16 protein-coding genes and 2 pseudogenes are annotated in these 16,760 nt (G+C 66.1%); 13 read left to right on the forward strand and 5 right to left on the reverse strand.

The window, feature by feature from the left end:
• Nucleotides 1–17 precede the first annotated feature (17 nt).
• From ACQ858_RS22670 to ACQ858_RS22680, 3 genes are all read left to right on the forward strand, one after another.
• On the forward strand, nt 18–290 hold the full coding sequence (locus tag ACQ858_RS22670; protein WP_431274753.1) for a hypothetical protein: 273 nt from the start codon (nt 18–20) through the stop codon (nt 288–290).
• Nucleotides 284–1,099: a S1C family serine protease gene (locus ACQ858_RS22675; protein WP_431274754.1), complete on the forward strand. Its 816-nt coding sequence runs from the start codon at nt 284–286 to the stop codon at nt 1,097–1,099. The genes ACQ858_RS22670 and ACQ858_RS22675 overlap by 7 nt, the downstream gene beginning before the upstream one ends.
• Nucleotides 1,100–1,259: 160 nt before the next feature.
• Entirely contained in the window at nt 1,260–2,141 is an 882-nt protein-coding gene (locus ACQ858_RS22680) for a gamma-glutamyl-gamma-aminobutyrate hydrolase family protein (protein WP_431274755.1), read from the forward strand.
• 4 nt (nt 2,142–2,145) lie between these two features.
• Here ACQ858_RS22680 and ACQ858_RS22685 read toward each other — a convergent pair whose 3' ends face one another.
• A complete protein-coding gene (locus tag ACQ858_RS22685; RefSeq protein WP_431274756.1) occupies nt 2,146–5,061 on the reverse strand; it encodes a DNA topoisomerase III in 2,916 nt (971 codons plus the stop codon).
• 85 nt (nt 5,062–5,146) lie between these two features.
• Between ACQ858_RS22685 and ACQ858_RS22690 the strand changes: the two are divergent.
• From ACQ858_RS22690 to ACQ858_RS22700, 3 genes and pseudogenes are all read left to right on the forward strand, one after another.
• Nucleotides 5,147–5,752: pseudogene (locus ACQ858_RS22690) on the forward strand (SET domain-containing protein); the annotation flags it as partial.
• A 13-nt stretch (nt 5,753–5,765) separates the two neighbouring features.
• Nucleotides 5,766–6,563, forward strand: coding sequence for a biotin--[acetyl-CoA-carboxylase] ligase (locus ACQ858_RS22695; protein ID WP_431274757.1), 798 nt, complete (start codon nt 5,766–5,768; stop codon nt 6,561–6,563).
• The gene (locus tag ACQ858_RS22700; RefSeq protein WP_431274758.1) at nt 6,560–6,748 is read left to right on the forward strand and encodes a sporulation protein; all 189 of its coding nucleotides are present in this window, start codon (nt 6,560–6,562) and stop codon (nt 6,746–6,748) included. The genes ACQ858_RS22695 and ACQ858_RS22700 overlap by 4 nt, the downstream gene beginning before the upstream one ends.
• Nucleotides 6,749–6,754: 6 nt before the next feature.
• Here ACQ858_RS22700 and ACQ858_RS22705 read toward each other — a convergent pair whose 3' ends face one another.
• From ACQ858_RS22705 to ACQ858_RS22715, 3 genes are all read right to left on the reverse strand, one after another.
• Complete coding sequence (locus tag ACQ858_RS22705) at nt 6,755–8,218, reverse strand: sensor histidine kinase N-terminal domain-containing protein (protein WP_431274759.1); 1,464 nt, start codon at nt 8,216–8,218, stop codon at nt 6,755–6,757.
• A gap of 30 nt (nt 8,219–8,248) precedes the next feature.
• Nucleotides 8,249–8,923, reverse strand: a complete 675-nt coding sequence (locus ACQ858_RS22710; protein WP_431274760.1) for a response regulator — start codon at nt 8,921–8,923, stop codon at nt 8,249–8,251.
• A gap of 133 nt (nt 8,924–9,056) precedes the next feature.
• Nucleotides 9,057–9,542 carry a MarR family winged helix-turn-helix transcriptional regulator gene (locus ACQ858_RS22715; protein ID WP_431274761.1) on the reverse strand — a complete coding sequence of 162 codons (486 nt, stop codon included), beginning with the start codon at nt 9,540–9,542 and terminating at the stop codon, nt 9,057–9,059.
• A gap of 145 nt (nt 9,543–9,687) precedes the next feature.
• On the opposite strand from ACQ858_RS22715, the gene recA reads away from it, so the two are divergent.
• Together recA and recX are read left to right on the forward strand one after the other, a co-directional pair.
• Nucleotides 9,688–10,773, forward strand: coding sequence for a recombinase RecA (gene recA, locus ACQ858_RS22720; protein ID WP_431274762.1), 1,086 nt, complete (start codon nt 9,688–9,690; stop codon nt 10,771–10,773).
• The gene (gene recX / locus ACQ858_RS22725; protein WP_431274763.1) at nt 10,763–11,233 is read left to right on the forward strand and encodes a recombination regulator RecX; all 471 of its coding nucleotides are present in this window, start codon (nt 10,763–10,765) and stop codon (nt 11,231–11,233) included. Before recA ends, recX begins: the two co-directional genes overlap by 11 nt.
• 8 nt (nt 11,234–11,241) lie before the next feature.
• Here recX and argC read toward each other — a convergent pair whose 3' ends face one another.
• The gene (argC, locus tag ACQ858_RS22730; RefSeq protein ID WP_431274764.1) at nt 11,242–12,165 is read right to left on the reverse strand and encodes an N-acetyl-gamma-glutamyl-phosphate reductase; all 924 of its coding nucleotides are present in this window, start codon (nt 12,163–12,165) and stop codon (nt 11,242–11,244) included.
• Nucleotides 12,166–12,353: 188 nt separating this feature from the next.
• On the opposite strand from argC, the pseudogene sucC reads away from it, so the two are divergent.
• The 5 genes and pseudogenes from sucC (at nt 12,354) to ACQ858_RS22755 (ending at nt 16,744) form a co-directional block, all read left to right on the forward strand.
• Nucleotides 12,354–13,513: pseudogene (gene sucC, locus ACQ858_RS22735) on the forward strand (ADP-forming succinate--CoA ligase subunit beta).
• A 9-nt stretch (nt 13,514–13,522) separates the two neighbouring features.
• On the forward strand, nt 13,523–14,416 hold the full coding sequence (gene sucD / locus ACQ858_RS22740; RefSeq protein ID WP_431274765.1) for a succinate--CoA ligase subunit alpha: 894 nt from the start codon (nt 13,523–13,525) through the stop codon (nt 14,414–14,416).
• 93 nt (nt 14,417–14,509) lie between these two features.
• A complete protein-coding gene (locus ACQ858_RS22745; protein ID WP_431274766.1) occupies nt 14,510–15,199 on the forward strand; it encodes a TerC family protein in 690 nt (229 codons plus the stop codon).
• Between the two features lie 20 nt (nt 15,200–15,219).
• The gene (locus tag ACQ858_RS22750) at nt 15,220–16,029 is read left to right on the forward strand and encodes a Stp1/IreP family PP2C-type Ser/Thr phosphatase (protein ID WP_431274767.1); all 810 of its coding nucleotides are present in this window, start codon (nt 15,220–15,222) and stop codon (nt 16,027–16,029) included.
• Between the two features lie 58 nt (nt 16,030–16,087).
• On the forward strand, nt 16,088–16,744 hold the full coding sequence (locus ACQ858_RS22755; RefSeq protein ID WP_431274768.1) for an FHA domain-containing protein: 657 nt from the start codon (nt 16,088–16,090) through the stop codon (nt 16,742–16,744).
• Nucleotides 16,745–16,760 lie beyond the last annotated feature (16 nt).

The following is a 16,760-nucleotide window of genomic DNA, read 5'->3' on the forward strand; positions in this document are numbered from 1 at the left end:
TTCCCGGGAGCGCGGTCATGCGGACGCAAGGATCAGGCATTCGATCTTCGCTGGCATCGAGCGGTGTCCTGCATCGCGTTCGATGGCTCGGCGCTCTTCTCGCATGTGCCGCCGCATGGGTCGGCCTTGCCGCGGTCGCCGCGACGCCGGCCGAGACCGCCACGATGAACGCACAGGTGCGCGCACTCAAGCGGGCCGGCGATGCGGTCGTCGCGCTCGACGTGACCGCGACCGAGGGGCGACCTCCGCCGAGAGCCTCGGCCAGCGGCGCTCGGGCTCGGGCGTGGTGATCGGGCCGGACGGGCTGATCCTCACCATCGGTTACCTGCTGCTCGAAGCCGAGACCATCGAGGTCATCACCCAGGACGATAGGGTCCTTCCGGCGCGGCAGGTCGCCTATGACCTCGCGACGGGCTTCGGCCTCGTGCGCCCGCTGGTGCCGCTGCGGGGCATCGAGCCGGTGCCGATGGCCGGAATCGCGAGCCTGAAGAACGGCGAGCCGCTTCTGGTCGCCACCGGCAGCAGCCGGGGCACCGAGGTCGGTTTCACCCGGCTGATCTCGACGCGGCCGTTCTCCGGATACTGGGAATACCACATCGAAAGCGCGATCTTCACCAGCCCGCCCGTGGCCAATCACAGCGGTGCGTCGCTTTTCAACAGCCGCGGCGAGCTGCTCGGCATCGGCAGCCTGTTCGTGCTGGAGGCCGCGGGGCCGGAGCGCACGCTGCCGGGCAACATGTTCGTGCCGGTCGATCTGCTGCGGCCGGTGCTCGCGGAACTGCAGGCCAACGGGCGCACGCGTGCGAGCATCCGGCCGTGGCTGGGCGTTTCGTCGTCCGAACGCGGCGGGCATGTGGAGATCGTGCGTGTCGACCGCGCGGGGCCGGCGCTCGAAGCGGGCCTGCACCCCGGCGACGTGGTGCTCGAGATCGACGGCATCGAGGTCACCACCCTCGAGGCCTTCTACAAGCAGCTCTGGAAGCGGCCGGTCGCCGAAGGCGACGTCGAGCTCACGGTGCGGCAGGGCTCGGAGGTGCGCAAGATCAAGGTGCATTCGATCGATCGGATGCAAACCCTGCGCAAGCCTGAAGGCATTTGAAGCTGTCGCTCGGCGACGCCGAGCACCTGCCCGTCGCCGAGCGAACGGAAGCGCCCCGCGCGGTTCAGCCACGACTGGATGCCGTGCAGCTGCCGCGGAATCGTTTCAGAATGAACGCCAAGTCAACAGCGTGGCTCAGCCGCACGTTTCCCGGAACACGATGGCACAAACCGTATCCGGCCGCCTGAAGATCGGCCTCTCAGCCTGTTTCTCTCACGCGGACCCGGCGCGTTCTCTGTTCACCAACAAGACGCTGCAGTACGTGGAGCAGTCGATCACGCACTGGCTCATGTCCGCGGGCGCGATGGTGGTGATGGTCCCCTGCCCCACCGGCGAGACCGCGCGCGGCGACACCAAGCTGTCGCACTACGCCGAATGGCTGGACGGCGTGGTGATGCACGGCGGCGCCGATGTCTGGCCCGGCAGCTACGGCGAGGTGCCGCTCAAGGACGCATGGGTCGGCGACCGCATCCGCGACCTGTACGACCTCGCGCTGGTCGAAGCCTTCGAGCAGGTCGGCAAACCGATCTTCGGCGTCTGCCGCGGCCTGCAACTGATCAACGTGGCCTTCGGCGGCACGCTCTACCAGGACATCGAGGCTCAGCACCCCAACGCACAGCGGCATCGCGACCCGGTGGCCTACGACCAGAACTTCCACGACATCCGCGTCACGCCGGGCTCGCGGCTGTCGAAGCTCTATCCGGGCATGGAGACCGCGCGCGTCAACAGCATCCACCACCAGGGCGTGAAGGACCTCGCGCCCGGCTTCGAGGTCGATGCATGGAGCATTCCGGACCACGTGGCCGAGGCCATCCGGCGCAAGCCCGACCGGGGGCGCAGCTACATCGCGGCCACGCAGTGGCACCCCGAGTTCCACAAGTACGGCAGCACCGAAACGCTCGACGACACCGCGATCCTGGAGGACTTCCTGTGGGCTTGCGCGACCGCCAAGGTCAGCGCGCACGGGCCGCTGCGCACCGCGCCGGGACGCATCCGCAATCGCGCAGCACGCCTGCTGCGGCAGGCGCTGCTGATGCGCTGAACGTTCAGCTCAGGTGCTTGCCGACGATGCCGGCGAGTTCGAACATCGTGACCTGGTCCTTGCCGAACACCGGCTTGAGCTTCGCATCGGCATTGATCGCGCGCTTGTTGGCCGCATCCTGCAGGCCGTTGGCCTTGATGTAGTCCCACAGCTTCTTGATGACCTCGGTGCGCGGCACGGGTTCCGCCCCGATCACCGCAGCCAGCGCGTCGCTGGGCTTCAATCCGGCCGCGGGCTTGCGCGGGGCCTTGGGCGCCGCAGCCTTCTTCGCCGCGGCCTTCTTGGCCGGTGCAGCCTTCTTCGCCGCCGCGGGCGCTGCCTTGGCGAAGGTCTTGCGCGGCGGGAACTTGCTGGTGCGGGGCTCGAACTCGAACGTCACCTTGCCTTCGTCCTTGTTCCACGTCAGGAAGGCCTTGAAGGCGCGGCGCGTGCGTGTGGAGACGAACTTGTCGAGCAGGTCGGTCTTTCCGGTGCTGAGCAGCTTCTCGGCCTGCGCGCGGTCCACCGGCTGCTGCAGGATGATCTTGCCGGTCTTGAAGTCGCAGCTCGGCGTGGGCTGGTCGTTGGTCGGCACGGATTTCTCGCAGACGTAGTTGCTGCCGTGTTCGAAGACACGCGCGCCGCACTTCGGGCATGGGCCGAGCGATTCCTGGCCCGCGAAATCCACGATCTCGCCGGTCTCGGCATTCTTGTCGTCGCCGAAGTCGAACTCGAGCTTCCAGTTCTTCGCCTCGTCGTCGTAGCGCAGCACGATCTCCGAGGTGAAGGGCCAACCCGCCTTGGAGCGGAAGCCGTCCAGCGGACCGATGTGCTTGTCGCGCAGCAACTGGTCTGCTTCTTCGAACTCGAAGGTGCGGCCCGCCGGCGACTTGCCGAACGAGAAGCCGCAGGGTTCCTGCCCGGGCTTGCCGGTGCATGAATAGCGGCGGTAGTTTTCCTTCACGACGCCGCCGCAGTTCGGGCAGGGCGTCTTGAGCGTCACGTAGTCGCCGGGAACGGTGTCGCGGTCGTATTCCTTCGCCTTCTTGACGATGTGCTGCGTCATCTCGGCGATCTCGTGCATGAAGGCTTCGCGGCTGAGCTTGCCGTGCTCCATCTGCGCGAGCTTGTATTCCCATTCGCCGGTGAGCTCGGCCTTGGAAAGCTCCTCCACGCCGAGGCCGCGCAGCAGCGTCATGAGCTGGAAGGCCTTCGCGGTGGGGATGAGCTCGCGGCCCTCGCGGTGGATGTACTTCTCGGTCAGCAGGCCTTCGATGATGGCCGCGCGCGTGGCTGGCGTGCCGAGGCCCTTCTCGTGCATTGCGGCACGCAGCTCGTCGTCGTCGATGGTCTTGCCGGCGCCTTCCATGGCGCCGAGCAGCGTCGCTTCGGAATAGCGCGCGGGCGGGCGGGTCTTGAGGCCCTTGATCTCGGCGGACTGGACCTTGACCTGCTCGCCGGGCTTGACCGGCACGAGGCGCTTGCCGTCCTTGTCGTCTTCCTTCTCTTCGTCTTGCGCTTCCTTGCCGTAGATGGCGAGCCAGCCCGCCTTGACCAGCACCTTGCCGTCGGAGCGGAACGGGTATTTCCTGCCCGCGTGCTCCACGGTGCTGATGCGCGTCGTCACCTGGTACTCGGCGCTCGGGAAGAACACCGACAGGAAGCGCCGCACCACGAAGTCGTAGAGCTTCTGCTCGGCGTCGGACAGGCCGCTCGGCGCCTGCAGCGTCGGGATGATCGCAAAGTGGTCGCTGACCTTGGCGTTGTCGAAGATGCGCTTGGACGGCTTGACGTAGTTGCCGTCGATCGCCTGCTGCGCGAAGGGCGCGAGGTGGCGCATGCCGCTGTTCGCCAGCATGCCCATCGTCTGCTTGACCACCGGCAGGTAGTCCTCGGGCAGCGCGCGCGAATCGGTCCGCGGATAGGTCAGCGCCTTGTGGCGCTCGTACAGGCTTTGCGCGAGCGCCAGCGTGGTCTTCGCGCTGAAGCCGAAGCGGCTGTTGGCTTCGCGCTGCAGCGAGGTGAGGTCGAACAGCAGCGGCGATGCCTGCGTGGTGGGCTTGCTTTCTTCGGTGACGCTGGCGACCTTGCCGCGCGCGGCCTCGGCGACTTCGAGGGCTTCGCGCTCGCTCCAGACACGGTCGGCGCGCTGCTCCGGATCGGCGACGCCATCGGGTCCGGGCGGCGGCTTCTTCCAGTCGGGGTTGAACCACTTGCCGGGGTACTCGCCGGCCTCGGCCAGGAAGGTGCCGTGCACTTCCCAGTAGTCGCGGCTCACGAACTTGCGGATCTTCTCTTCGCGCTCGACCACCACCGACAGCGTGGGCGTCTGCACGCGGCCGACGGTCGTCAGGAAGAAGCCGCCGTCGCGCGAATTGAAGGCGGTCATCGCGCGCGTGCCGTTGATGCCGACCAGCCAGTCGGCTTCCGAGCGCGAACGCGCCGCATCGGCAAGGCCCTTCATCTGCTGGTCGCTGCGCAGCTGGTCGAAGCCATCGCGGATGGCCTGCGGCGTCATCGACTGCAGCCACAGCCGCTTGACCGGCTTGCCCAGCGACGACTTGCCGCCCGCGTACTGTTCGATGAGCCGGAAGATGAGTTCCCCTTCGCGGCCCGCGTCGCAGGCGTTCACGAGTTCGGTCACGTCCTTGCGCTTGGCCTGCTTCACCACGGCGGCGAGGCGCGACTTGGTCTTGTCGACCGGCTTCAGGTCGAAGCGCGGCGGGATCACCGGCAGGTTGGCAAAGCTCCACTTGCCCCGCTTCACGTCGAACTCTTCGGGCGCCTGGATCTCGACCAGGTGGCCCACGGCACTCGTGACGACGTACTTCTCGTTCTCGAAATGATCTTCGTGCTTGTCGAACTTGCCGGCCACGGGCGTGAGCGCCCGGACGATGTCCTGGGCCACCGATGGCTTCTCTGCAATCACCAAAGTCTTCATTGACTCGTCATCCTTACAATCTGGCGCTTCTCGCGTGCGCGCACGCACGCGCATGCGTACATATTCAAACTATCAGACTTCGCCGATGCCTTCCAAGTCCTTCGTTTCAGGTGGTGGCCGCCGCATCCAGACCCGGCGCTCCGACGTCCACGGCAATGGCGTTTTCGCCGTGCAGGATATCGCGGAGGGCGAAACGCTCATCGAATACAAGGGTGAGGTCATCACCTGGAAAGAGGCGCTGCGCCGGCATCCGCACGATCCGTCGCAGCCCAATCACACCTTCTACTTCCACATCGACGACGAGCGTGTGATCGATGGCGGCGTGAAAGGCAACGCGGCACGCTGGATCAACCATTCCTGCGACCCGAGCTGCGAAGCCGACGAGCAGGACGGCCGGGTCTTCATCAAGGCCCTGCGCAACATCGCGGCCGGGGAAGAGCTCAGCTACGACTACGGGCTGATCATCGACGAGCCTTATACGAAGAAGCTCAAGGCGGAGTTCCCCTGCTGGTGCGGGTCAAAGAACTGTCGAGGCACTTTGCTTGCGCCCAAGTCCGACGAGAAGAAGAACAAGGGCAAGAAGAAGGACAAGGAAGCCAAGAGCGCAAAGAAGGGCAAGAAGGTCGCCGCCGAAGCGCGCAAGGAACCGAAGAAGAAGGACAAGGTCAAGAGCGCCAAGGCCGCGAAGTCCGGGGGCGTTGAGGATGGCTGCGCCCTGGTTCGAGGACGAGATCGCGAACGCCCTGGCGCAGAGGCTGCCGGGGGTGAGCGTGGAAGTCGTCGCCGAGATCGACTCGACCAGCAGCGAACTCATGCGGCGCGCACGCGACGGCAACCGCGCCCCCGTGCTGCTGGTGGCCGAAAGGCAGACCGCCGGTCGCGGCCGGTTGGGCCGGAACTGGCAGAGCGCGCAGGATGCTCGCCAGCCTTCATCGCTGACTTTCTCGCTCGGCTTGCCGCTCGCGCCGCGCGATTGGTCGGGGCTCTCGCTCGCGGTCGGCGTCAGCGTGGCGGAAAGCCTCGATCCTTCGAATTCGGCGGGCCTTTCGCTCAAGTGGCCGAACGATCTCTGGGTCGGGGAACGCAAACTCGGCGGCATCCTGATCGAAACCGCCCTGCTCCAGCCCGATGCGGCCGAGCGTTATCTGGTGATCGGCATCGGTATCAACATCGGCCCGCGCGAAGCTGCCGGGCTCAGCACTGCGCCCGCCTGGCTGCAGGAGTGGCGCCCGCAGGCGACGCCGGGGGAGGTGCTGCGCGAGATTGCGGTGCCGCTGGTGGAAAGCGTGCAACTTTTCGATGCGCAGGGCTTCGTCCCCTTCGCGCCGCGCTTCGCGGCACGCGATGTGCTGCGCGGGCGCGACGTGCGCCTTAGCGACGGCGCTGAAGGCCGCTGCGAAGGCGTGGGCTGGGGCGGCGAACTGCTGGTGCGGACAGCCTCCGGCATGAAGACGATCACCAGCGCCGAAGTCAGCGTGCGCCCTGCCCCTTCGGCGCGATGATGCTGCGGCTGCTGGTCGTTCTTCTGGTCGTCGCGAACCTCGGCTACTACGCCTGGTCGCAGGGCGCGCTCGCCTTGTTCGGCACGCAGCCCGCGAGTTTCAGCGAGCGCGAGCCGCAGCGGCTTCAGCAGCAGGTGCGGCCGCAGATGCTGGAGATTCGCAAGGCCGATCCCGGCAAGGTCTAGTGCTGCTCAGTGCGGCCCGCCGGCGCGGCGTTCGCCCTCGTTGCCGTCGAAGCGCAGGCTGACCAGCGTGCCCGGCGGGTGCTGGCCCGGATGGGCGTCTTCCAGCCGAACGGTCGCGAAATGCTGGCGCGCAATCTCGCGCACGATCGGCAGGCCCAGGCCCGATCCGTCGGCTTCGTTGCCCAGCACCCGGTAGAACGGCTCGAACACGAGCTCGCGTTCGTCTTCGGGGATGCCGGGGCCGTTGTCCTCGACCTGCAGCACCACGATGCGGCCGAACGGGTCGGCCAGCACGCGCGCGGTGATGACGCCGGGGCGCTCCGGGGTCGAGGGCGTGTAGTTGAGCGCGTTGTCGACGAGGTTGCGCACCAGCTCCTTGAGCAGCGTGGGATTGCCTTCGATCGCCACCCCGGCCGCGCCGGGCTGGGCGCCCTCGTAGCCGAGGTCGATGCGCTTGTCGATCGCGCGCGGCACCGCTTCGCGCACCACCTCGATCGTGAGTCGCGCGATGTCGCAGGACTGTCGGCCGATGTTGGCGCCGGTGCCTTCCGCGCGCGCGAGCGACAGGAGCTGGTTCACGGTGTGCGTCGCGCGCACGCTGGCGCGGCCGATCTGCTTGAGGGACTGCTTGAGCTCCTCCGCGTTCGCGCCTTCGCGCTGGGCGAGGTCGGCCTGCATGCGCAGGCCCGCCAGCGGTGTCTTCAGCTGATGCGCCGCATCCGCGAGAAAGCGCTTCTGCGTTCCGATCGAGTCGTTGAGCTTGCGCAGCAGGTCGTTGACCGAGAGCACCAGCGGCACCACTTCGAGCGGCACCGAGGACTCGTCCAGCGGGCTCAGGTCGCCCGGCCGGCGCTCGCGGATGCGCGCCTCCACCACCGACAGCGGCTTGATCCCGCGCACCAGGGCCAGCCAGATCAGCAGCACTGCCAGCGGCAGGATCGCGAACTGCGGCAGCAGCACGCCCTTGATGATTTCCGTGGCCAGCACCGATTGCTTCTCGCGCGTCTCGGCCACTTGCAGCAGGGCCATCGGCGTCTCGGGGTTGCTGCCGGCGATCCATAGCGAAGCGATGCGCACCTGCTGCCCCTGGATCAGCCCGTCGCGCAGGTAGACCACGCCGGGCATCGGCGGCTCGTCGGAGCTGGGCGGAGGAACCTCGGGCTCGCCGCTGAGCAGCCCGCCGTGCTCGTCGAGCAGTTGGTAGTACACGCGATCCGCCTCGTCGCCCCCGAGGATTTCGCGCGCCGGCTGCGGCAGCACGAACTGGATGCGGCCATGGTCCACGTCGACCAGCCGCGCGAGCGTCTGAATGTTGGATTCGAGCGCTCGATCGAACGGCGCGTTGGCGATGCCCTGGGCCACGAGCCAGGTCACGCCGATGCTCACCGGCACCAGCAGCAGGAGCGGCGTGAGCATCCAGTCGAGGATCTCGCCGAATAAGGAGCGCTGGGCGCGCTGAAAGAGTTTCACCGGGTGATCATCAAGCCGGCGAGCGGCTGGTCAGGAAGGGATTTTTTCGAGGCAGTAGCCGAGGCCGCGCACGGTCGCGATGCGCACCGGGCCTTTTTCGATCTTCTTGCGCAGGCGGTGGATGTAGACCTCGATCGCGTTCAGGCTGACCTCTTCGCCCCACTCGCACAGGCGCTCGACGAGCTGGTCTTTGCTCACGAGGCGCCCGGCGCGCTGCAGCAGCACCTCGAGCAGGCCGAGCTCGCGCGCGGACAGCTCGATCATCTTGCCGTCGATGGTCGCGACGCGGCCGGCCTGGTCGTAGACGAGCGGTCCGTGCTTGATGGCATTGCTCGTGCCGCCCATGCCGCGCCGCGTGAGCGCGCGCACCCGAGCTTCCAGCTCCTGCAGCGAGAAGGGCTTGGCCATGTAGTCGTCGGCGCCGTAGTCGAGGCCCTTGACGCGCTCCTCCACGCTGTCCGCGGCGGTGAGCACGAGCACCGGCAGTTGCGAGCCGCGCGCGCGCAGGCGCTTGAGGATCTCGAGGCCGTGCATGTTGGGCAGGCCGAGGTCGAGGATCAGCAGATCGAATTCGCTGTTGGTCATCAGGGCCGCATCGGCCTGCGAACCCGTCGCCACATGATCGACCGCCGCGCCGGAGGTGCGCAGGCTGCGCAGCAGGGCGTCTGCCAGCACCTGATCGTCTTCTGCAATGAGTATTCGCATCTTGAGTTCACCCCCAGCCTCGCCCACTTCGTGTGGCTCTGCACCCCTCTCCGGGGGCAACCCCGGCGGACCGGCGGAGCCGGATCCGCGGGGTTCCTGGATCTGGCCGCACCGTGCCGGGCTCTCTCAAATTTTAGGCGGCTGCGTAGGCTTCGAGGCCGATGGTTACTACCGTGGCGATCTCGTCGCCTACGCTGGCGCGGAACTCGGATTCGGCCTGCGCGACGGCGCGGCGGAAGGCTTCCAGCCATGCGAGGCCATCGGCGGAGAACATCACGCGGCGGGCGCGGGCGTCGAGTGGATCGGGCTCGCGCGTGACGAGGCCCCAGGCTTCGCACTGGTCGACCAGCGTGCCCATCGCCTGCTTGGTCATGCCGGCGCGTTCGGCCAGTTCAGTGAGGCGCGAACCGTCGCGCGAGAGGTGGCGGGTGATGTGGATGTGGGCGGCGCTGACCTGTGCGCGTGCCGCGAGGTTCGAGAGCGCCAGCGGGACCTCCGCGTCGTGCGCCATCAGGCTGAGCACGCGCTCGTCGAAGCGGCGCATCGCATGGCCCAGCAGACGGCCCAGGTGGGTTTGACGCCATGCGTCGTGGTCGATGGAAGAGGGTAGATCGGCCATGGCAAATCGATAGTAAATCAAACTGACCAAAAAATGAGCCAACAGCAATCCATTGACCCCTACACTACTGTTCAAGCATCCAGCCTGTGATTAAGCGCAGCGGGATGAATCCACCACAACCCGTTGATCTTCAAGGAGCTTTCACATGGACGCAGCCGTCAAGGGCGCAAACCTCTCCGGCCCCAACAGCGAAAAGGCCAAGGCCTTGCAGGCGGCCCTGGCCCAGATCGAGAAGCAGTTCGGCAAGGGCACGATCATGCGTCTGGGGGAGGGCGAGGTGCTGGAAGACATCCAGGTGGTCTCCACCGGCTCGCTGGGCCTCGATATCGCGCTCGGCGTCGGCGGCCTGCCGCGCGGCCGGGTGATCGAGATCTACGGTCCGGAATCCTCGGGCAAGACCACGCTCACGCTGCAGGTCATCGCCGAGATGCAGCGCCAGGCCGGCACCTGCGCCTTCGTCGATGCCGAGCACGCGCTCGACGTGCAATATGCGCAGAAGCTCGGCGTCAATCTGTCCGACCTGCTCATCAGCCAGCCCGACACCGGCGAGCAGGCGCTCGAGATCGTCGATTCGCTGGTGCGCTCCGGTGCGGTCGACCTGATCGTGGTCGACTCGGTCGCCGCGCTCACGCCCAAGGCCGAAATCGAAGGCGAGATGGGCGACTCGCTGCACGGCCTGCAGGCCCGGCTGATGAGTCAGGCCCTGCGCAAGCTCACGGCCACGATCAAGAAGACCAACTGCATGGTCATCTTCATCAACCAGATCCGCATGAAGATCGGCGTGATGTTCGGTTCGCCCGAAACCACGACCGGCGGCAACGCGCTCAAGTTCTACGCCTCGGTGCGCCTGGACATCCGCCGCATCGGCACCATCAAGAAGGGCGACGAGGCGATCGGCAACGAGACCAAGGTCAAGGTGGTCAAGAACAAGGTATCGCCGCCCTTCAAGACAGCCGAGTTCGACATCCTGTTCGGTGAAGGCATCAGCCGCGAGGGCGAGATCATCGACATGGGCGTGAACGCGAAGATCATCGACAAGTCGGGCGCCCGGTATGCCTACAACGGCGAAAAGATCGGGCAGGGCCGCGACAACGCGCGCGAATTCCTGCGCGAGAACCGCGAACTGGCGCGCGAGATCGAGAACAAGGTGCGCGAATCACTGGGCATCCCGCTCCTGGCCGAATCGGCGGCCGAGGCATCGTCCGAAAAGCCTGCGAAGGGTGACAAGTAAAACGGAAGAGGGAAGGGCGGGCCCGTCGCTCAAGGGTCGCGCCCTGCGCCTGCTCAGCCAGCGCGAACACTCGCGCGCCGAACTCGAGCAGGAAGCTGCGCAAGTACGAGGAAGAGCCGGTGCCTTGGCCCGTGCGCTCGACGAACTGACGGCCAAGGACTTCATCAGCGAGGCGAGGGTGGTGCAGTCGGTGTTGCATCAGCGCGCGGCCCGGCTCGGCGCCACGCGCGTGCGCCAGGAACTGCTGCACAAGGGCATTGCGCCCGAGGCGGTGGCCGATGCGGTCGCGAGCCTGCAGGAGACGGAGCTCGACCGCGCGCTCGCAGTCTGGCGGCGCCGCTTCGATGCGCCGCCGCAGGACGCCGCCGAACGGGCGCGTCAGATGCGATTCATGATGGCTCGCGGCTTCGCGACCGGCGTGATCGCAAAGGTACTGAGGTACGACCCCGACGAGGAATAGGTTGCTCGCTAGATGCCGAGCATCAGCCGCAGGTTCTGCACCGCGGCGCCGCTCGCGCCCTTGCCGAGGTTGTCGAGGCGGGCGATGACCACGGCATGACGATGGTCCTCGTTCGGGAACACGCGGATCTCGAGCTGGTTGGTGTCGTTGAGCGCGGTCGCCTCGAGCTTGCCGTCCGCCGTGGGCGGCAGCACTTTCACGAAATGCTCCGGCGTGTTGCTCTTCGCGTAGTGCGCGGCCAGCGCGTCGTGCAGGTCGCTGGCTTTCGGGCGGTCCGGCAGGTCGTCCAGGTGCAGAGGAAGCTGGACGAGCATGCCCTGCTTGAAGTTGCCGACGGCAGGAATGAACACCGGGCGGTTGGTGAGGCCCGTGTACTTCATGATTTCAGGGATGTGCTTGTGCTTGAGGCCGAGCGCGTAGGTTTCGTAGGGCGGCGCCTCGCCCTTCTCGTAGGCCTCGATCATGGTGCGCCCGCCACCGGAATAGCCGCTCACGGAAGGCAGTGCGATCGAAAAGCCGGGCGGCAGCAGCCCCGCGTCGACCAGCGGGCGGACCATGGCGATGGCGCCCGTCGCATAGCAGCCCGGGTTGGCCACGCGCTCGGCCCGGGCGACGGCGTCCTTCTGGCCGGCCGCGAGTTCGGGGAAGCCGTAGACCCATCCCGGCGCCACGCGGTGCGCGGTCGAGGCGTCGATGATCTTCGGACGGCGGCCTTCGAGCTGGTCGATCAGTGCCACCGATTCGCGCGCCGCGTCGTCATGCAGGCAGAGAACGACGAGATCCACGCCCGCCATCAGCTCGCGCTTGGCGGTGGCGTCCTTTCGCAACTCGGGCGCGATGCTGACGAGCTCGACGTGCGGCATGTTCTGGAGCCGCTCGCGGATCTGGAGACCGGTGGTGCCGGCTTCGCCGTCGATGAAGACCTTGGGCATGGTGGAGCCTCTGGAGAAAGTGTCGCTGGCGTAACTACGTATTGACCGCAAACAGGCGTCAGCTCGTGGTGCGGCGCACCATGATACAGTCGCCTGCTGTCCGCCGCTCCCGCCAGCCCGGCGCCGTAGCCCGTGGACAACAGCGAAATATCTCCCGTTCTCCAACCTCCGTTCCGAGAGACACCCTCATGAAGATTCACGAGTACCAAGGCAAGGAAATTCTTGCCAAGTTCGGCGTGCCTGTGCCGCGAGGCATTCCGGCGTACACAGTGCAGGAGGCGGTCGAGGCCGCCCAGAAGCTCGGCGGCCCCGTGTGGGTTGTCAAGGCGCAGATCCACGCGGGTGGCCGGGGCAAGGGTGGCGGCGTCAAGGTCGCCAAGACCATCGAGGACGTCAAGAGGCTGGCCGGCGAGATCCTCGGCATGCAACTCAAGACCCACCAGACCGGTCCTGAAGGCCAGAAGGTCCGCCGCCTCTACATCGAGGACGGCGCCGACATCCAGAAGGAATACTACGTCTCCGTCGTGACCGATCGCGCCACGCAGAAGGTCGCGGTCATCGCCTCCAGCGAAGGCGGCATGGACATCGAGGAAGTGGCGCATTCCACCCCCGAGAAGATCGTCACCGAGTTCGTCGACCCGCTCACGGGTCTCGGCGACGCGCAGGCCAAGAAGATCGCCGACGCCATCGGCATCCCGGCCGACTCCACCGCCCAAGCCGTGGACGTCTTCAAGAAGCTCTACACCTGCTACATGGAAACGGATGCCTCGCTGGTCGAGATCAATCCGCTCAACCGTGACAGCAAGGGCAACATCGTCGCCCTCGACGCCAAGTTCAACTTCGACAGCAACGCGCTGTTCCGCCACCCCGAGATCGTGGCGCTGCGCGACCTGGACGAAGAAGATCCGGCCGAAGTCGAAGCCAGCAAGTTCGACCTCGCCTACATCAGCCTCGACGGCAACATCGGCTGCCTCGTGAACGGCGCCGGCCTCGCCATGGCCACCATGGACACCATCAAGCTCTTCGGCGGTGAGCCGGCGAACTTCCTCGACGTGGGCGGCGGCGCCACCCCGAGAAGGTGACCGAGGCCTTCAAGATCATGCTGAAGAACAAGAACGTGAAGGCCATCCTGGTCAACATCTTCGGCGGCATCATGAAGTGCGACACCATCGCCACCGGCGTGATCGCCGCGTGCAAGGCCGTGAACCTGCAAGTGCCGCTGGTCGTGCGCATGAAGGGCACGAACGAAGCCGAAGGCAAGAAGCTCCTGGCCGACTCCGGTCTGCCGATCATCAGCGCCGACACCATGGCGGAAGCGGCCCAGAAGGTCGTGGCAGCGGTCAAGTAAGGAACAGTCATGTCGATCTACATCAACAAAGACACCAAAGTCATCACGCAGGGCATCACCGGCAAGACCGGCCAGTTCCACACCGAGAAGTGCCAGGAATACGCGAACGGCAAGAACTGCTTCGTCGCTGGCGTGAATCCGAAGAAGGCCGGCGAGTCGATCTTCAACATCCCGATCTACGGCTCGGTCAAGGAAGCCGCCCAGCAGACCGGCGCGACCGTGTCGGTGATCTATGTGCCGCCACCCGGCGCCGCCGCCGCGATCTGGGAAGCCGTCGAGGCCGACCTCGACATGGCGATCTGCATCACCGAAGGCATTCCGGTTCGCGACATGCTCGAAGTGCGCAACAAGATGAAGGCCAAGGAAGCCGCCGGCGGCAAGAAGACGCTGCTGCTCGGCCCGAACTGCCCCGGCCTGATCACGCCCGACGAGATCAAGATCGGCATCATGCCCGGCCACATCCATCGCAAGGGCCGCATCGGCGTGGTCAGCCGCTCCGGCACGCTGACCTATGAAGCCGTGGCGCAGCTCACCGAGATCGGCCTTGGCCAATCGAGCGCGGTCGGTATCGGCGGCGACCCGATCAATGGTCTGAAGCACATCGACGTGATGAAGGCCTTCAACGACGACCCCGACACCGACGCCGTGATCATGATCGGCGAAATCGGCGGTCCCGACGAGGCCGACGCCGCCCGCTGGTGCAAGGACAACATGAAGAAGCCGGTCGTCGGCTTCATCGCCGGCGTCACCGCGCCTCCCGGCAAGCGCATGGGCCATGCCGGCGCGCTGATCTCCGGCGGCGCCGACACGGCGGACGCGAAGCTGGCGATCATGGAAGAGTGCGGCTTCACCGTCACCCGCAACTTCTCGGAACTGGCAAAACGCCTGAAGGCGCTGATCTGAGTTTGTTGCTCGCGTTCTGACCCCAAGAACGAAGGCGCCCGCAATTCACGTTGCGGGCGCTTTTTTAATCAAAATAACAGTGGGATACGAGACATGGAACTTCTACAAACGACGGACTTCTGGATAGGTCTGCTCAAGATCGTCTGGATCAACATCATCCTGTCCGGCGACAACGCCGTGGTCATCGCGATGGCCGCACGTGCGCTGCCACCGCACCAGCAGCGCACGGCCGTGCTGTTCGGCTCCGGTGCCGCGGTGGTGCTGCGCGTGGTGCTCACCGTGGTCGCGGCCAAGTTGCTGGCGCTTCCTTACCTGCAGATCATCGGCGGCGCCTTGCTGCTCTGGATCGGCACGCAGTTGCTCAGCGAAGAAGAGGAAGGCGAAGGCGAAGACAAGCAATACGGCACGATGTTGGCCGCCGTGCGCACCATTCTTCTGGCCGACCTGGTCATGAGTCTGGACAATGTGATCGCCGTCGCCGCGGCCGCCCAGGGCAGCATGGTGCTTCTCGTCCTCGGCCTGGCGATCAGCATTCCGCTGGTGATTTTTGGCAGTACGCTCATGATCAAGCTTATGGAACGTTTCCCGCTCATCGTCATGCTTGGCGCCGCCCTGATCGGCTGGGTCGGCGGCGAGACGATCGCGAGCGATACGATCCTGCGCGACGTCCTGGCCGCGAATCCGTGGCTTCACTATGCCGGCGCAGTGACCGGTGCCATCTTCGTGGTGCTGGTCGGTCGCTGGCTGCAAAAGCGCGGTCATACCCAGAAGCTGGCCACCTGATCCTCACCATCCGCACATCCATGTCGAACACGAGCGCACCCGCATCCGTCGAAGCCGGTGCGTTGTCATGGGAATTTGCCGCGCTCACGGACCCGGGCCGCGTGCGCGCCAACAACGAAGACACCATCGCTTTCGATGCGTCCTTGGGCCTGGTTCTGCTGGCCGACGGCATGGGCGGCTACAACGGCGGCGAGGTGGCGAGCGGCATGGCGATCGCGCTGCTGCAGGCGAGCTTCGGGCGGTGGCTGGCCCACGCGGGGCCGCACGCGCATCCCAAGGCGATCCGCCGTGCGCTGCAGGCGGGGACGGACGAGGCCAACGCCGCCATCCTCGAGGCGGGCATTGCCAATGTCCAGCTTCAGGGCATGGGGACCACCCTCGTGCTCGCGACCTTCGGGCAGCGGCGGGTCATCGTGGGCCACATCGGGGATTCGCGCTGCTACCGGCTGCGCGGCAACAAGCTCGAGTTGCTCACGCGCGACCATTCGCTGCTGCAGGAGCAGCTCGATGCGGGCGCCATCACGCCGCAGCAGGCGGCCCAGTCGCCTCACCGCAATCTGGTGACCCGTGCGCTTGGCATCGAGCGGCATGTCGAGCTCGAAATGCACGATCACACCGTGCAACCGGGCGACCTCTTTCTGCTATGTTCGGACGGCTTGAGCGAGATGGTCCCGGACGCGCAGCTTTTCACACTTTTATCGGAAGATCACGCGCTCCCGGAGAAAGCAACACTTTTGGTTACAGCGGCGAATGAAAATGGTGGCCGGGATAACATTTCCGTTGTTTTGGCCCGGGCCGGTGGAGCAGGAGTGCCCGAGACCACCGCTTGAGAACAAGGACTTCCAAAAAAGGCCGCTGTGAACAAAAAAGGATATCCAGGAGTCGGCCATGCCGAAATTGATCGTCTCGATCGACGGCGTCGTCATCAAGGAAGTGACGCTTGCCAAAGACCGCACCACGCTCGGACGGCGGCCGTACAACGACATCGTTGTCGACAATCTCGCCATCAGCGGCGAACATGCCGTGCTGCACATGATCGGCGGCGATGTCTACCTGGAAGATCTCAACAGCACCAACGGCACCTACGTCAATGGGCGGCCGATCAAGAAGCAGGCCCTCGAGCAGAACGACATCATCGAGGTCGGCAAATACAAGATCCGCTACGTTGCCGGTTCGGGCGCCGCGGAAGCTCCCACGGCGACACGCGCGGTCGTTCCTCCAGCGCCTTCGGGGCCCATTCCCCTTTCGTCCGCTCCGACCGTGCAGGCCCCGCTTGGCGGCGGCACCGCGGGCGTCGCGGTCATCCGCGTTCTGTCCGGCAGCGGAGCCGGCCGCGAGCTCTCGCTTCAAAAGGTCGTCACGACCATCGGCAAGCCGGGGGTGGCCGTTGCCGCGGTCACCCGTCGCCTGCACGGCTATGTGGTGGCGCCGATCGACGGCGGCACGGCGCTCAACGGCGAGCCGCTCGGCAGCGAGGCCGTCGCGCTGCAGGACGGCGACGTGCTCGAGCTCGGCGGCACCCGGATGCAGTTCGTCGTCAGCTGATCTTTCGCCCGCGATC

Origin of the sequence: Variovorax ureilyticus, from assembly GCF_050632185.1 — a bacterium.
In the GTDB taxonomy this organism is placed as follows: Bacteria; Pseudomonadota; Gammaproteobacteria; order Burkholderiales; family Burkholderiaceae_C; genus Variovorax; species Variovorax ureilyticus_A.

What these genes read in the sequence shown, in the direction of transcription:
- ACQ858_RS22670 (WP_431274753.1), top strand. Translation starts at nt 18, where the DNA reads ATGCGGACGCAAGGATCAGGCATTCGATCTTCGCTGGCATCGAGCGGT.
- ACQ858_RS22680 (WP_431274755.1), top strand. Translation starts at nt 1,260, where the DNA reads ATGGCACAAACCGTATCCGGCCGCCTGAAGATCGGCCTCTCAGCCTGT.
- ACQ858_RS22685 (WP_431274756.1), bottom strand. Translation starts at nt 5,061, where the DNA reads ATGAAGACTTTGGTGATTGCAGAGAAGCCATCGGTGGCCCAGGACATC.
- ACQ858_RS22695 (WP_431274757.1), top strand. Translation starts at nt 5,766, where the DNA reads ATGGCTGCGCCCTGGTTCGAGGACGAGATCGCGAACGCCCTGGCGCAG.
- ACQ858_RS22700 (WP_431274758.1), top strand. Translation starts at nt 6,560, where the DNA reads ATGATGCTGCGGCTGCTGGTCGTTCTTCTGGTCGTCGCGAACCTCGGC.
- ACQ858_RS22710 (WP_431274760.1), bottom strand. Translation starts at nt 8,923, where the DNA reads ATGCGAATACTCATTGCAGAAGACGATCAGGTGCTGGCAGACGCCCTG.
- ACQ858_RS22715 (WP_431274761.1), bottom strand. Translation starts at nt 9,542, where the DNA reads ATGGCCGATCTACCCTCTTCCATCGACCACGACGCATGGCGTCAAACC.
- recA (WP_431274762.1), top strand. Translation starts at nt 9,688, where the DNA reads ATGGACGCAGCCGTCAAGGGCGCAAACCTCTCCGGCCCCAACAGCGAA.
- argC (WP_431274764.1), bottom strand. Translation starts at nt 12,165, where the DNA reads ATGCCCAAGGTCTTCATCGACGGCGAAGCCGGCACCACCGGTCTCCAG.
- sucD (WP_431274765.1), top strand. Translation starts at nt 13,523, where the DNA reads ATGTCGATCTACATCAACAAAGACACCAAAGTCATCACGCAGGGCATC.
- ACQ858_RS22745 (WP_431274766.1), top strand. Translation starts at nt 14,510, where the DNA reads ATGGAACTTCTACAAACGACGGACTTCTGGATAGGTCTGCTCAAGATC.
- ACQ858_RS22750 (WP_431274767.1), top strand. Translation starts at nt 15,220, where the DNA reads ATGTCGAACACGAGCGCACCCGCATCCGTCGAAGCCGGTGCGTTGTCA.
- ACQ858_RS22755 (WP_431274768.1), top strand. Translation starts at nt 16,088, where the DNA reads ATGCCGAAATTGATCGTCTCGATCGACGGCGTCGTCATCAAGGAAGTG.